Origin of the sequence: Parathalassolituus penaei (genome assembly GCF_026626885.1) — a bacterium.
In the GTDB taxonomy this organism is placed as follows: Bacteria; Pseudomonadota; Gammaproteobacteria; order Pseudomonadales; family Oceanobacteraceae; genus Oceanobacter; species Oceanobacter penaei.
The window spans coordinates 175,578-187,940 of sequence record NZ_JAPNOA010000059.1; the positions used below are offsets into that span (position 1 = coordinate 175,578).

10 protein-coding genes are annotated in these 12,363 nt (G+C 59.0%); all 10 read right to left on the minus strand.

The features are described from left to right. Window positions 1-662: 662 nt before the first annotated feature. Window positions 663-1,613, minus strand: coding sequence for an NAD-dependent epimerase/dehydratase family protein (locus OUO13_RS18990; RefSeq protein WP_283175482.1), 951 nt, complete (start codon window positions 1,611-1,613; stop codon window positions 663-665). Window positions 1,614-1,765: 152 nt separating this feature from the next. Continuing rightward, window positions 1,766-2,746: a fumarylacetoacetate hydrolase family protein gene (locus OUO13_RS18995; RefSeq protein WP_283175483.1), complete on the minus strand. Its 981-nt coding sequence runs from the start codon at window positions 2,744-2,746 to the stop codon at window positions 1,766-1,768. 50 nt (window positions 2,747-2,796) lie between these two features. After that, complete coding sequence (locus tag OUO13_RS19000) at window positions 2,797-3,225, minus strand: VOC family protein (protein WP_283175484.1); 429 nt, start codon at window positions 3,223-3,225, stop codon at window positions 2,797-2,799. Window positions 3,226-3,519: 294 nt separating this feature from the next. After that, entirely contained in the window at window positions 3,520-4,287 is a 768-nt protein-coding gene (locus tag OUO13_RS19005) for an SDR family NAD(P)-dependent oxidoreductase (RefSeq protein ID WP_283175485.1), read from the minus strand. A 2-nt stretch (window positions 4,288-4,289) separates the two neighbouring features. Beyond that, complete coding sequence (hisD, locus tag OUO13_RS19010) at window positions 4,290-5,570, minus strand: histidinol dehydrogenase (protein ID WP_283175486.1); 1,281 nt, start codon at window positions 5,568-5,570, stop codon at window positions 4,290-4,292. Between the two features lie 335 nt (window positions 5,571-5,905). Next, window positions 5,906-6,457 carry a carboxymuconolactone decarboxylase family protein gene (locus OUO13_RS19015; protein WP_283175487.1) on the minus strand — a complete coding sequence of 184 codons (552 nt, stop codon included), beginning with the start codon at window positions 6,455-6,457 and terminating at the stop codon, window positions 5,906-5,908. A 10-nt stretch (window positions 6,458-6,467) separates the two neighbouring features. Further along, the gene (locus OUO13_RS19020; protein WP_283175488.1) at window positions 6,468-8,930 is read right to left on the minus strand and encodes an efflux RND transporter permease subunit; all 2,463 of its coding nucleotides are present in this window, start codon (window positions 8,928-8,930) and stop codon (window positions 6,468-6,470) included. Between the two features lie 2 nt (window positions 8,931-8,932). Further along, entirely contained in the window at window positions 8,933-10,069 is a 1,137-nt protein-coding gene (locus OUO13_RS19025; protein ID WP_283175489.1) for a WD40/YVTN/BNR-like repeat-containing protein, read from the minus strand. Between the two features lie 18 nt (window positions 10,070-10,087). Then, complete coding sequence (locus tag OUO13_RS19030) at window positions 10,088-10,699, minus strand: NAD(P)-dependent oxidoreductase (RefSeq protein ID WP_283175490.1); 612 nt, start codon at window positions 10,697-10,699, stop codon at window positions 10,088-10,090. A 163-nt stretch (window positions 10,700-10,862) separates the two neighbouring features. Further along, window positions 10,863-11,630 carry an SDR family NAD(P)-dependent oxidoreductase gene (locus OUO13_RS19035; RefSeq protein WP_283175491.1) on the minus strand — a complete coding sequence of 256 codons (768 nt, stop codon included), beginning with the start codon at window positions 11,628-11,630 and terminating at the stop codon, window positions 10,863-10,865. Window positions 11,631-12,363 lie beyond the last annotated feature (733 nt).

A 12,363-nucleotide genomic window follows, 5' to 3' on the forward strand; every position in this document is an offset into this window, starting at 1 on the left:
ACTGAACTGCTTTTACTGAACTGCTTTTACTGAATTGCATTGATTCAACGGCCGCCCAACATTGAACGACCAAAATTGAACGCCCAACATTGAACAGCAGCCGATGATTCACCGGCCTCAAAGGTATCACAGGCGGTTGATCAAATAAGCAGCGGAGTCAGGCAGGTCAGCTGAGGGAGCGTCAGGAAGGGTCAGCGCCAAAACAAAAAGGAGATCGATGATCTAATGCTGATCAGTTAAGGACTTCTAAACAGCCTGATCATTGATTTACGAATTTTCCCAGCGCAGCTGGCTGCCCAATGCCCATCTGGGCGAGCCGGGATTCACCGCAACGGCCGACCCAGCCGGGGCATGGATGCCCCGCAAGGCCCCGTTTTCACCGATAGACAGGGCACAGGGATGTGCCATCGGGCCGGGGTCGAAACGCCGTTGTCGGTGAAAACCGGAAACACGAGCCCAGTCGGGCTAAGCAGGGGGAGGCCTGCCCGACCGGGGGACAAGGTCCCCCAAGAGGGCAAGCGGCCTGGCCAATTAACAAGCCGAGCAGATCGTGACCATCCGATGCGGTAACGAAGTGTAGGAATGCCGACGGGTGCTTAACCGATTGGCATTAGATCCGAAGATCTCCCTTGTTGTAGGCACTGCCGCCGTTAACCAACCGCTCACGCACAGGACGTGGCGGCTTCAATCAGGGTCTGGATGTCGGCGTCGTGCTTGTAGCCCACCGCCAATGCGGCGCTGGCGTCCATTGGAGGCTGGGTGGCGAAGCCCGCTTCCAGTTCGGCGTTGGGTTCGAAGCTCACCAGTTGCAGGCGGTCGGCACCGTAACGTTCGGCAAGGCCTGCAATCAGTTCTTTCATGGTCAGGCGCAATACCGGCAGGGTGAAGTCGCGGCGCGGTTTGACCACCGCTTCGTCCATGCTGGCGGCGTGGATGAGGTTATCCACACAGCATGGCACCGACATAAACCAGGCGACGCCGTTTTCGGATACCGGGCAGGTGAAGGCTTCACCGGCTTTGAGTTTCCAGAAAATATCACTGAGGAAGGCCGACAACAGGCCGGACGGTTGTGGCGGACGGGCAACAATACCCGGCAGACGCACGATCCGGCCGTCGATCCAGCCGCGACGGCTGTAGTCTTGCAGCAGCACTTCGGTGGCCAGCTTCTGGGCGCCGTAGCTCAGATGCGGACGCAGCGGTGTGAAGTCGTCAATAAAGTCCGGCAGTGGTGCGCCGTACACCGCGATGGTGCTGGTGAAGACCAGACGTGACGGTTTGGCAAATCCGCGCAGGGTTTCGAACAGGTTGATGGTGGCGGTGAGGTTAACATCACGACCCAGTTCGAAGTTACGTTCGGCGGCACCACCGGGAATACTGGCGAGGTGAAACACCAGTTCCGGTTCGTCGGCCAGCGCGCTGGCCAGTACTTCCGGGTCGGCAATGCTGCCTTCAACACAACGCAGACGAGCATCGTCGGGCAGACCGGCACAACTCATGTCGGCGACGGTCAGGCTGCTGATGGCCTCGCCATTAATACGGGTGTCAGCGTCCAGCAGACGCTGCACCAGAACGCGGCCAACAAATCCGTTGCCGCCGGTTACCATTACCTTCATCGGTTTTACTCCATCGCCCTCGCTGCACAGCCCGCCTCTTCAAGCTGTCTGAGGGCGTTTAACGGGCGAGTGTCAGCAAGGCGGCCCCGTTAAAGGCCGCCTGGTGATCGGGCTTGTCTGATTGGTTTACGAAAACGTGTGAGCGAAGGCGTTCAGCCCTTGCTGCACACAAAGGTCTGATCGATCTTGCCGAACAGCGAGCTGCCATCGTCAGCGAACATTTCGAACTGCAGGCTTTCACCAAACTGCATGAACGGTGTGGAGGCTTCGCCGCTGTCGATCACTTCCACCGCGCGACGTTCGGCCAGACAGGCAGAACCAACGGTGCGATAGCCTTCGTTGGAGAAGGTGCCAGTGCCCAGCACCGCGCCGGCGCGCAGGTTGCGGTTGTAGGCCCAGTGGGCGATCAGCTCACCAAAGCTGAAATCCATCTCACGGCCGTTCGGGTTGCCGAACCATTCGTTGTTGCGTTTGACGTGCAGGTCGAGGTTGACACGGCCATTGCTGAAGCTGTCACCCAGTTCATCCACGGTGCAGGCTACCGGTGCGAAGGTGGTCGCCGGTTTGGCGTTGATCAGGCCAAAGCCCATTTGCAATTCGCGGAACAGGTGCGCACGCATGGATACGTCGTTGATCAGCATAAACAGCTTGATGTGCTGTTCGGCGTCGGCCTTGCTGACACCGGCTGGCACGTCATCGAGGATAACGGCGATTTCACCTTCGAAGTCGCACTGGTCATCGACGGTCGGAAACTCGTAATTGGCCACGGCGCTGCGGAAATCGTCACCCTGACGCTGCACCAGAATCGGGATGCCCGGGGTTTTCTTGACGCTGAGGTTGTAGGCCTTTTCCATGATCTTGCCGTGGTTCAGGAACGACGAGGCATCGACAAACTGGTAGGCACGCGGCAGCGGTGCCATCAGTTTGGCGGCATCAAATTCGTCGGCGCTGCTCCAGCCCGCCTCGTTGAGCGCGCTGTTCTGGGCTTCCAGTTGTGGTGCCAGGCTGTCCCAGTTCTCGATCAGTTGCTGCATGGTCGTGGCGGCATCGGCGGCAACCATGCGGGTCAGGGCACGGTTAACCAGCAGCAGGCGGCCGTTACGGCTGCCGTCGTTGAGAGTGGCAAGTTTCATAGGAGTCTCCGGTTTTTATTGTTGGGAGCGAGGCCCGGCCTCGTTCCAGATCAGTCCCACAGATGCGGCAGTTCAATCATTTCGATGAGGTTGCCGCTGTTATCGCGCAAGAAGGTGGTCGGAGTGCCCTGAATCACCTTGGTAAACACGATGTCGGCGTCCTGTTCACGCAGGTGCACCAGCATCTGTTCCATGTCCTGCACCCCGAAACACATGTGTTTGTTGCCGTGAGTCGTGAGGTCGGTATTCGGTAAACGACGCTCTTCCGGCAGCGGTTTGGCCTGATCCAGCTGGAACAGCTCGATCCGGAAACTGCCGCGCTGGATAAAGGCGACATGCGCCGGAATGATGTCCAGGTAAACCCGGAACTGCAGTTCAAACCCCAGAACCCGCTGATACCACGCCAGCGAGGCGTCCATATCCGGCACGCTGATACCGAAGTGGTCGGGTTTGATGTCGGGAATATTCTTGTTGCTCATGGTTTCCTCGTTTGTTCGTCTGAAGTCGGACGCTGGACGTCTGACGCTTTTCGTCGGATGTCGGACGTCTGAAGCTGGACGCTTTTTATCGGTTTCTCGTTCCCACGCTCCGCGTGGGAATGCAACGGCGATGGCTACCACGCAGGAGCGTGGGAGCCAGATCGCGTCCCGCCTCAGACCTCAGAGGCTACGCGCCCCGCCTCAGACCTCAGACCTCAGACCTCAGACCTCAGACCTCAGACCTCAGACCTCAGACCTCAGACCTCAGACCTCAGACCTCAGACCTCAGACATATCAGCTGAGAGGCCGTCCGCCGTCCACCGGGATCACCACACCGGTGGTGAAGGTCAGGTGGGTGGCGGCGGCGATCACGGCGTCGGCGACTTCTTCCGGCATGGCCAGGCGCTTCAGCGGTGTACGGCTGGCCTGTTCGTCGCGCCAGCTCTGGTCGAGCTGTTTGACGAAGTCGGTGTCGGCCAGTCCCGGTGATACCGACAGCACCCGGATTTCCGGGGCCAGTGCGCGTGCCAGGGATTTGGTCATGTTGTCGACCGCAGCTTTGGAGGCGCAGTAGATCACGTTGCTGCCCATCGCCGTCACCGCGGCAATGGAGGAAATATTCACCACCAGTCCGGCACCGCTGGCTTTTAACAGCGGTTTGAACGCCCGTACGGAAGCAAAGGGCCCGCGTACGTTGGTGGCCAGAATCTGGTCGATCAGGGCGTCATCCAGACCATCAAGGTCGTCGTGAGCGCAATAACGGGTGGTACCGGCGCAGTTGACCAGCAGGTCACAACGGCCGTAACGGCTGCTCACTTCAGCAGCCAGGGTTTTCATGGCGTCGCTATTGGTCACCGGAGCGGCCAGTGCCACATGGGGCTGACTGGCGGCGGGCATCTGGCTGACCAGTTGTTCGGCCGGTTGTTGTGAGCTGTTGTAGCCCACTACCACGGTCGCACCGGCTTCAGCCAGACGTTGGCAGATGGCGGCACCAATGCCACCACTGCCTCCGGTTACCACCGCGACCTTGCCGGCCAGCGGCTTCAGGGTTGCGGTGGTCATGATCACTTGGCTCCCAGACGACGAACGCGAATGTCCGCCTGTTCCTTGTGGCCCATCATGTGTTCAGCGTTGCACAGACGTGAGCAGTATTCGCCCACCATTACCGATGCTTCGTCGGTCAGAACGCGCTGGTAGGTGTGAGTCTTGATGAACTTGCCGACCCACAGACCACCGGTGTAACGGCCAGCACCCTGGGTTGGCAGGGTGTGGTTGGTGCCAATCACCTTGTCACCGTAAGCCACGTTGGTGCGTTCGCCGAGGAACAGACCGCCGTAGTTGGTCATACGCTCGAGGAACCAGTCAGGGTTTTTGGTCATCACCTGAACGTGTTCGGAACACAGACGCTCGGATTCCTGCAGCATCTCTTCGTCGGTTTCACACAGGATGATCTCGCCGTAATCGCGCCATGAAACGGCCGCTACATCGCGGGTTTCCAGACGGGCCAGTACGGTTTCGATGGCGGCTGGCAGTTCTTCAGCAATTTTCTTGCTGGTAGTCAGGCAGTAAGCCGGAGAGGTTGGGCCGTGTTCGGCCTGACCCAGCAGGTCAACCGCGACCAGTTCAGCGTCAACGGTGTCATCACAGATCACCATGGTTTCGGTTGGGCCTGCGAACAGGTCGATACCCACACGGCCGAACAGCTGACGCTTGGCTTCGGCAACAAAGGCGTTACCTGGGCCTACGATCATGTCAACGCCCGGGATGGACTCAGTACCAATTGCCATGGCGGCAACGGCCTGAACACCACCGAAGCAGTAGATTTCATCGGCACCGGCCATGTGCATGGCGGCCACGATTTCAGGGCATGGAGCACCGTTGAATGGTGGCGCACAGGCGATCACACGTTTCACACCGGCAACCTTGGCGGTCAGCACTGACATGTGGGCAGAGGCGATCAGCGGGTATTTGCCGCCAGGAATGTAGCAACCCACGGAGTTAACCGGGATGTTCTTGTGGCCCAGCACAACGCCTGGCAGGGTTTCGATTTCAACGTCCTGCATGGTGCTTTTCTGGATCTGCGCAAAGCGACGGATCTGCGCCTGGGCGAACTTGATGTCTTCGATGGTGCTGGCTGGCACCTGGGCGATGGCTTCCTGGATCTGGGAAGCGCTCAGACGGAAAGACTCCGGGGACCACTTGTCGAACTTCTCGGAGTATTCGCGTACGGCAGCGTCACCACGGGCTTCGATGTCGGCCAGAATGCCTTCCACGATGCCACGCACCTGAGTGTTCATTTCCGCTTTGGTCTCTGCCGCAGCGCCTTTCTTGATGTACTGGATCATGAGTGCTCCTCACTGGACTAACGGTTGTTTCGTTTTGTTCGCCAGACGTCGAAGGTCGGACGTCTGCGCGGTTGTATTTCGGGTCGGGCGTCTGAAGCCGGACGCTTTTGGGGTCGGACGTCTGAAGCCAGACGTCGGACGCTTTTTTCATCTCGTTCCCACGCTCCCGCGTGGGAATGTCAGGGCCTTGCGGCTACCACGCAGGAGCGTGGGAGCCAGGTTTGTATTTCTCATCTCGTTCCCACGCTCCCGCGTGGGAATGTCGAGGCCTTGCGGCTACCACGCAGGAGCGTGGGAGCCAGATGCTTCCGACTTCCGACTTCAGACTTCCGACGTCAGGCCTCAGCCGTCTGGGTTTCCACCCCGATTCCCAGGCTGTTCACGACCCGGCTGACCATGTTGTAGGCGGCGATCAGGGCCACCAGCTCGACGGCCTGGCTGTCGCTGCCGAGTGCCGCACGCGCTGCCTGGACGCAGTCGTCGGTGGCCGTGGGCTTGTTGGTCATATCCAGCGCCAGATTCATCACGGCACGTTCGATCGGGTCGAACAGGTCGGCGTTGATCACTGCCTGTTCGAGGTTTTGCAGGGCTTCAAACTGGGCATGACTGCCACCGGCGCTGATAAACGGCTTGAGGTGGTGATGCAGTTCGTACGCGGTCTGGTTACGGGCCGACACCACCAGAATCGCCAGTTCGCGGTAACGCGGGGCCAGTTCCAGTTCGTTACGAACGGCTCCTAGGAAAGCCCCCCAACCACGCATCAACGGCAGGCTGTGCATCAGCATGCGGTCGATGTGCAGCAGGCGGCCGCCACGACGCTGGCGTACGCTCTGGATCAGATCAGTACCGGCAATATCAACGTCGGCGTGGTAAGGGATACGAGGCATGGTTGTCTCCTTACTGGGCCGCGGCGGCTTTGCGAGTGGCCACAACCGGAGCGGCGGCAGCAGGGTTATTCACCACCACCTGCGGGGTGCCAGCGCCCGGTTTGCGCACCTTGCCCTGCAGCAGGAAGTGACCCAGTGCAGGCAGCAGCACCATGGCGCCGACCATGTTCCACAGGAACATAAAGGCCAGCAGCACGCCCATATCGGCCTGGAACTTGATGATGGAGAACACCCAGGTAGACACACCGGCGGCCAGCGTCAGGCCAGTCATCAGTACTACCTTGCCGGTGAAGGCCAGTGCGTGCTGGTAAGCGTCGGAGAGGCTTTCACCTTGCTCCATCCGGCTCAGGGTCACGGACAGGATGTAGAGCGCGTAGTCGACACCGATACCCACACCCAGGGCGATTACCGGCAGGGTTGCCACTTTCACACCCATGCCCAGCATCACCATCAGGGCTTCGGCCAGAACCGAGGTCAGCATCAGTGGCAGGATCGCCACAATCACCGCACGCCATGAGCGGAAGGTGATGAAACACAGCAGAACCACCGCGCCGTACACCATAAACAGCATGTCGCGCCAGGCGTCTTTCACCACGATGTTGGTAGCGGCTTCGATACCGGCACTGCCCGCCGCCAGCTTGAACTGGATGTCAGCGGTGTTGTTGGCGGCAGCAAACTCTTCCACCTTGTTCACCACCGCAGTCAGGGTGTCGGCCTTGTGGTCCGCCAGGTACACATACAGGGTCAGCAGGTCACAGGCGTCGTTGTACAAACCGCGTGGCGCAGAAGCGGTCACGAAGTTGAGCATCGACTGGTTCTTGATCAGTTCAAACCACTTCGGATTGCCTTCGTTAAGGCCGGTCAGTACCTGACGGTTGAGCATGGCCAGCGAGTTGGTGGAGACCACACCGGGCAGCTGGCGCAGTTGCCATTCCAGCGCATCCACTCGACGCAGGGCTTCGTAGTTGGCGCAGCCACCGTTACCAGCGGTTTCCACCATCACGGCAAACACGTCACTGGAGGCACCGAAGTGTTCGGTCATAAAGGCGACGTCGCGGTTATAGGCGGAGTCCTGACGCAGTTCCGGTGCGCCCGGATCGAGATCACCAATCTTCAGCTGTTTGGAGCCCATGTAACCGGCACCAGCAATCACCACCGCCAGACCAATGGCCACCATGGCCGGGCCACGACGGGTAAACAGATCAAGGAAGTTCCACAGCGGTGCGCGGGCTTCGCTCTTTTCCTTGCGCAGGCTGCGTTTGGCGGCCTTGGCACTGACACCGGTGTACGACAGCAGGATCGGCAGCAGAATCAGGTTGGTGAAAATCAGTACACCCACACCCAGAGACGCCGCAATCGCCAGCTCCTGGATCACCCGGATATCAATCACCAGCAGCACCGCAAAGCCCACGGCATCCGCCAGCAACGCGGTCAGACCCGCCATAAACAGACGACGGAAGGTGTAGCGGGCGGCCACGTATTTATGCGCGCCGCGACCGATGTCCTGCATGATGCCGTTCATCTTCTGGGCGCCGTGGCTCATACCGATGGCAAACACCAGGAATGGCACCAGCATGGAGTACGGGTCGAGGTTGTAACCCAGTGCCGAAATCAGGCCGAGTTGCCATACCACCGCAATCAGGGAGCTGGTCACCACCAGCTTGGTGCTGATCACACAGCGGGTGTACAGGTAAACAATGGTGGTGACGATCAGGATCGAGATCACAAAGAAGGTCAGCACTTCGTACAGACCGTGGATCAGGTCACCCATGATCTTGGCAAAACCGGTAACGTGGATGCTCACCTGGCCTGCGGCTTCGTACTTGGCGCGGATATCTTCCAGCTGTTTGGACAGCACTTCGTAATCGAGGGTGGTGCCATCCGGCAGTTGCGACAGCAGCGGTACGTAGATAATGGTGGCTTTGCCATCCAGTGCCACCAGCTGGCCGATTTCACCAGAGCGCGCCACGTTGGCTTCGAGCTGGGCCAGACTGTCGGCGGAACCGTCGTAACCATCCGGAATCACCGGACCACCTTCCAGACCCTCTTCGGTCACGCCAATCCAGCGCACGTTTGGAGTCCACAGGGATTTCATACCGGCACGGTCAACACCTGGCAGCAGGAACACCTCGTCACTGATCTGACGCAGGGTATCCATGTAGGTGGCGTCGTACAGCGAGCCTTTCGGGTTCTCGACAGCAATACGCACAGCGTTACCCAGACCACGCAGTTCATCGCGGTGCTCGAGGAAGTTGGCGATATACGGATGGCTGGTCGGAATGGTTTTTTCGTAGTTGGCGTTGAGGCGCAACTGGCTGGCCTGCCAGCCCAGACCAATGGTCACCAGCACACAGATGACAATAATGGCCAGACGGTTGTTAAACAGCAGACGTTCCAGCAGGTTGCCGGAGTTGCGGTCGAACTGGTCGAGGCTGACCGGGGCAAGATCGAGGTTATTATCCGAGGTATGCATGATCAGTGTCCTGCAGCAGAAGCGGTCGCAGCGCCCTTGAGAGCCGCCGAATTAATACGAGACAGCCCTTGCAGGCTACCGAGCAGCAAGCCGCCATCGGCCAGTCGTACCATTGAAGAAGGTGCCATCACCGGCTGATTACCGAGGTTCTGAAGGTCGTACTGACCGGCATTGGCACTCAGCAACTGACCGGCCTGGTTCACCAGCAGCAATTCACCCTGGCTGCCCACTTCACTGGCAATAATCGAGGCTTCAGACGGCACACTCAGGGTTTCCCAGTTGGTACCGTTATCGGTGGACTCAAAGGCGTTACCACGCAGACCCGCGACCACTACCCGACCGGCCGCCGCACTGACGGTAAAAAAGCTACCGTCATAGGGAGTGGACAGGCGTTCGAACTGCAGTGGTTGTTGCTGATCCGCACGGAACAGCAGACCTTCTTCACCGGCCAGCCACAGCTGGTGATCGGCGCTGGCAATGCTGTACAGGTGACGCTCACCGGGGTTATCAATCTGGCTGTTCAAAGGCTTCCAGCTGATGCCACCATCGGTAGTGGCGAAAATCAGGCCGTATGCGCCTACCACCAGACCGTTCTGGCGATCACTGAAATAAATATCGAGGAAAGGTTTGTCGGGGCCGTCTTCAACCAGACGCTGGGCGTTGCCCACCGCGCGCAGCAGGCGTTGGTCGGAAGAACCGTCGGCGCGAGAACGCACATCATCCAGTACCAGCCTGGCGGCACGGCTGCCATCGAGCTGGACTTCCCAGTGTTGGCCGCCATCACGGGTTGCCAGCACCATGCCGTAGTGACCTGCAGCCCAGCCGAACTGGTCATCGACAAAACTCACCGACGTCAGGCTGACGCTGACCGGCACCTGAGCCTGTTTCCAGCTCTGGCCCTGGTCGTCCGACAGCATGATCAGACCACGCTCGCCAACCGCTACCAAACGTTTGCCTGCTGCCGCAACATCCAGCACGGCGGCGTGCTGGCCTTGTGCACTGGCCAGCGCCGGACGCTGGTCGGCTTCGGCCAGACCCGCTTTGGGTGGCTCAGCCACCGTTGCCACCGCGATACCGGCGGCCAGCAGCAGACCACATACCAGCAGACTGCGTTTGTTATTGAGAGCCTTCGCCACCATAACCACCTCCCTGTTCGCTCAGTAACCGACGGTAAAACGCTGGCGACTGTGACGCGGCTGTTCCAGCTCATCGAGCATGGCCACGGCAAAATCTTCCATCGAAATACGGCTCTGGCCGTCTTCGCCCACCAGCAGGTCTTCAAGGCCCAGACGGAACTGGCCGGTACGTTCGCCCGGCAAAATCAGCATGGATGGCGACAGGAATACCCACTCGAGATCGGCCACACCTTTCAGAACATTGAGGAAACGACGACCAGCTTCGGCCTCCGGACGCACATGGGCGGGAAAACCTTCGGTTTCCAGCAGTGGCACACCGGATGCCGTCATCAGGGTGCCAGCACCACCGGTACACAACAGACGAGGAATGGACGCTGCCCGCGCCAGAGTGACAAAACGCTCGGCACCAACATCGGTGAAGTGCACAGCGGTCAGCATGGCGTCGTGGCCAGCCAGCAGCGGCAGCAGGTCTTCACTGTTATCGAGATCGGCAGTCACCCATTGCACACCAGCAATGGCGGCCTGTTGATCGGCCTGACGACTGAAGGCAGTCACCTGATGGCCACGGGCGGCGGCTTCGCGCAGCAGGCGCGAGCCAACACGGCCAGTGGCTCCAAAGAGGGCAAGTTTCATAGGCATTCTCGTTGTTGTTATTGGATAGCCGCGGTTCGAACGGGCCGCGTGCGCTGGGTAATTCAAAAAACCCGGTCGCCCTCTGGATCGGGGCAGACCGGGGAAAGGTCCGGTTCCCAAAACCGGACCACCTATCCCGATCGAGCATCAGGCATAAATTCGGTCAGAACTGGGTACCGCCATCGACGTTCAACGCCTGGCCAGTGATAAAGCCGGCTTCTTCGGAAGTCAGGAATGCCAGCACACCCACGAGGTCTTCCGGCACTTCGGTACGTTTGATCAGCTGCAGGTCTTTCACCGCATCAAACAGCGCCTGTGGCAGGTGCTTGCGGGAGCTTTCGGTGGCGGTCAGGCCTGGGTGGATAGCGTTAACGGTGATACCGCTGTTGCCAAATTCGGCGGCCAGCGCGCGCACCAGGCCAATACCGGCCATCTTGGTGGTGATGTAGGCCGCAAAGCCCGGACGTGGGTCGCCAGTGGTAGAAGAGCCAATCTGCACGATGCGACCGTAACCACGCTCTTTCATCACCGGGCTCAGGGTCTGTGCCAGCACCAGAGCGGACTCAACGTTGATGGCTTCAAAACGGCGGAATTCTTCGAGGGTCAGTTCAGCGAACGGCACCAGCGGCATATAAGCGGCGTTGTTCACCAGAATGTCGCAGTGACCGAAGTGGTTCAGCACACCTTCCGCAAAACGGCGCACCGCATTGGCATCGGCCAGATCAACGGCGTCGGCGTAAACACGCACACCGGTGTGGGTCAGGGATTCGATGGTTTCTTCGGGGATACGGATGTCGGTCAGCGCCAGATCACAACCGGCTTCGGCCAGACGGCGGGCAAAATGGGAACCCAGAGCACCGGCAGCACCAGTAATCAGGGCCACACGGCCAGCATGGGTTTTTGGATAGACTTTGCCTGTGGATTGGCTCATGAAAACTGCGCTCCTGTTATTCTTGTTATCCGCAACGATCCGGCAGGCCGGATGTGCTATTGGCGGTGGCAAGGCTGGTTGCCGGTTCCGCTCATCATGGAAAACAAGGTATCACCGAGCTAAAGCATCAAAAAAATCACTTGTTTTGATTTGATGTATCGAAATGGTCAATAGGTTGGACTGGCGGAGGTATCCGCCGGGTGAATCACCAAGAACGCTCTGAATAACCCGGTGCCCGCTCCCGAGGCGTTGAATGTATTTGGTGAAATCCTGATCTCGAATACTTTCCACTGAAGACGGAAAGACTCTAAGGACACTCTGCACAGCTCTGCGAGTGCTGCAGCGCGTGTGAGCAAGGCGGAGAACGCAGCGAAATGACAAACCTGTCCGGCCGAGTCCTTTCAAGTCGGGCAGCGCAGAGTCCCTAACGCAGCTATGTGAGACGTTAAACATCCAGAAGCCCAGGGACACCGGATATAGATGTCCCCTTCAGTGTTTCTGAAGCTCTGCGAGTACCTGAAAGCACGGATTTTGTATTTTTATTGCAGTGCCCTGATCAATATTATCGACCAGCGCAAAATGAACCATTTGCTGGTTATTGCTCGAAAAATACTTTCACTGCCTCAGGCAGCGTGGAATAAGAAAGACGCCAGATCTGACCATGGCCCGGCCAGACGCTCAGGATAAACCACATACCGTTCCCATGCAGGTAGCATGGGAACGGTATAACAGC

Coding starts and splice junctions, on each gene's coding strand:
- OUO13_RS19025 (WP_283175489.1), bottom strand. CDS start 10,069: ATGGTGGCGAAGGCTCTCAATAACAAACGCAGTCTGCTGGTATGTGGT.
- OUO13_RS19005 (WP_283175485.1), bottom strand. CDS start 4,287: ATGACCACCGCAACCCTGAAGCCGCTGGCCGGCAAGGTCGCGGTGGTA.
- OUO13_RS19035 (WP_283175491.1), bottom strand. CDS start 11,630: ATGAGCCAATCCACAGGCAAAGTCTATCCAAAAACCCATGCTGGCCGT.
- OUO13_RS18995 (WP_283175483.1), bottom strand. CDS start 2,746: ATGAAACTTGCCACTCTCAACGACGGCAGCCGTAACGGCCGCCTGCTG.
- OUO13_RS19015 (WP_283175487.1), bottom strand. CDS start 6,457: ATGCCTCGTATCCCTTACCACGCCGACGTTGATATTGCCGGTACTGAT.
- OUO13_RS18990 (WP_283175482.1), bottom strand. CDS start 1,613: ATGAAGGTAATGGTAACCGGCGGCAACGGATTTGTTGGCCGCGTTCTG.
- hisD (WP_283175486.1), bottom strand. CDS start 5,570: ATGATCCAGTACATCAAGAAAGGCGCTGCGGCAGAGACCAAAGCGGAA.
- OUO13_RS19030 (WP_283175490.1), bottom strand. CDS start 10,699: ATGAAACTTGCCCTCTTTGGAGCCACTGGCCGTGTTGGCTCGCGCCTG.
- OUO13_RS19000 (WP_283175484.1), bottom strand. CDS start 3,225: ATGAGCAACAAGAATATTCCCGACATCAAACCCGACCACTTCGGTATC.
- OUO13_RS19020 (WP_283175488.1), bottom strand. CDS start 8,930: ATGCATACCTCGGATAATAACCTCGATCTTGCCCCGGTCAGCCTCGAC.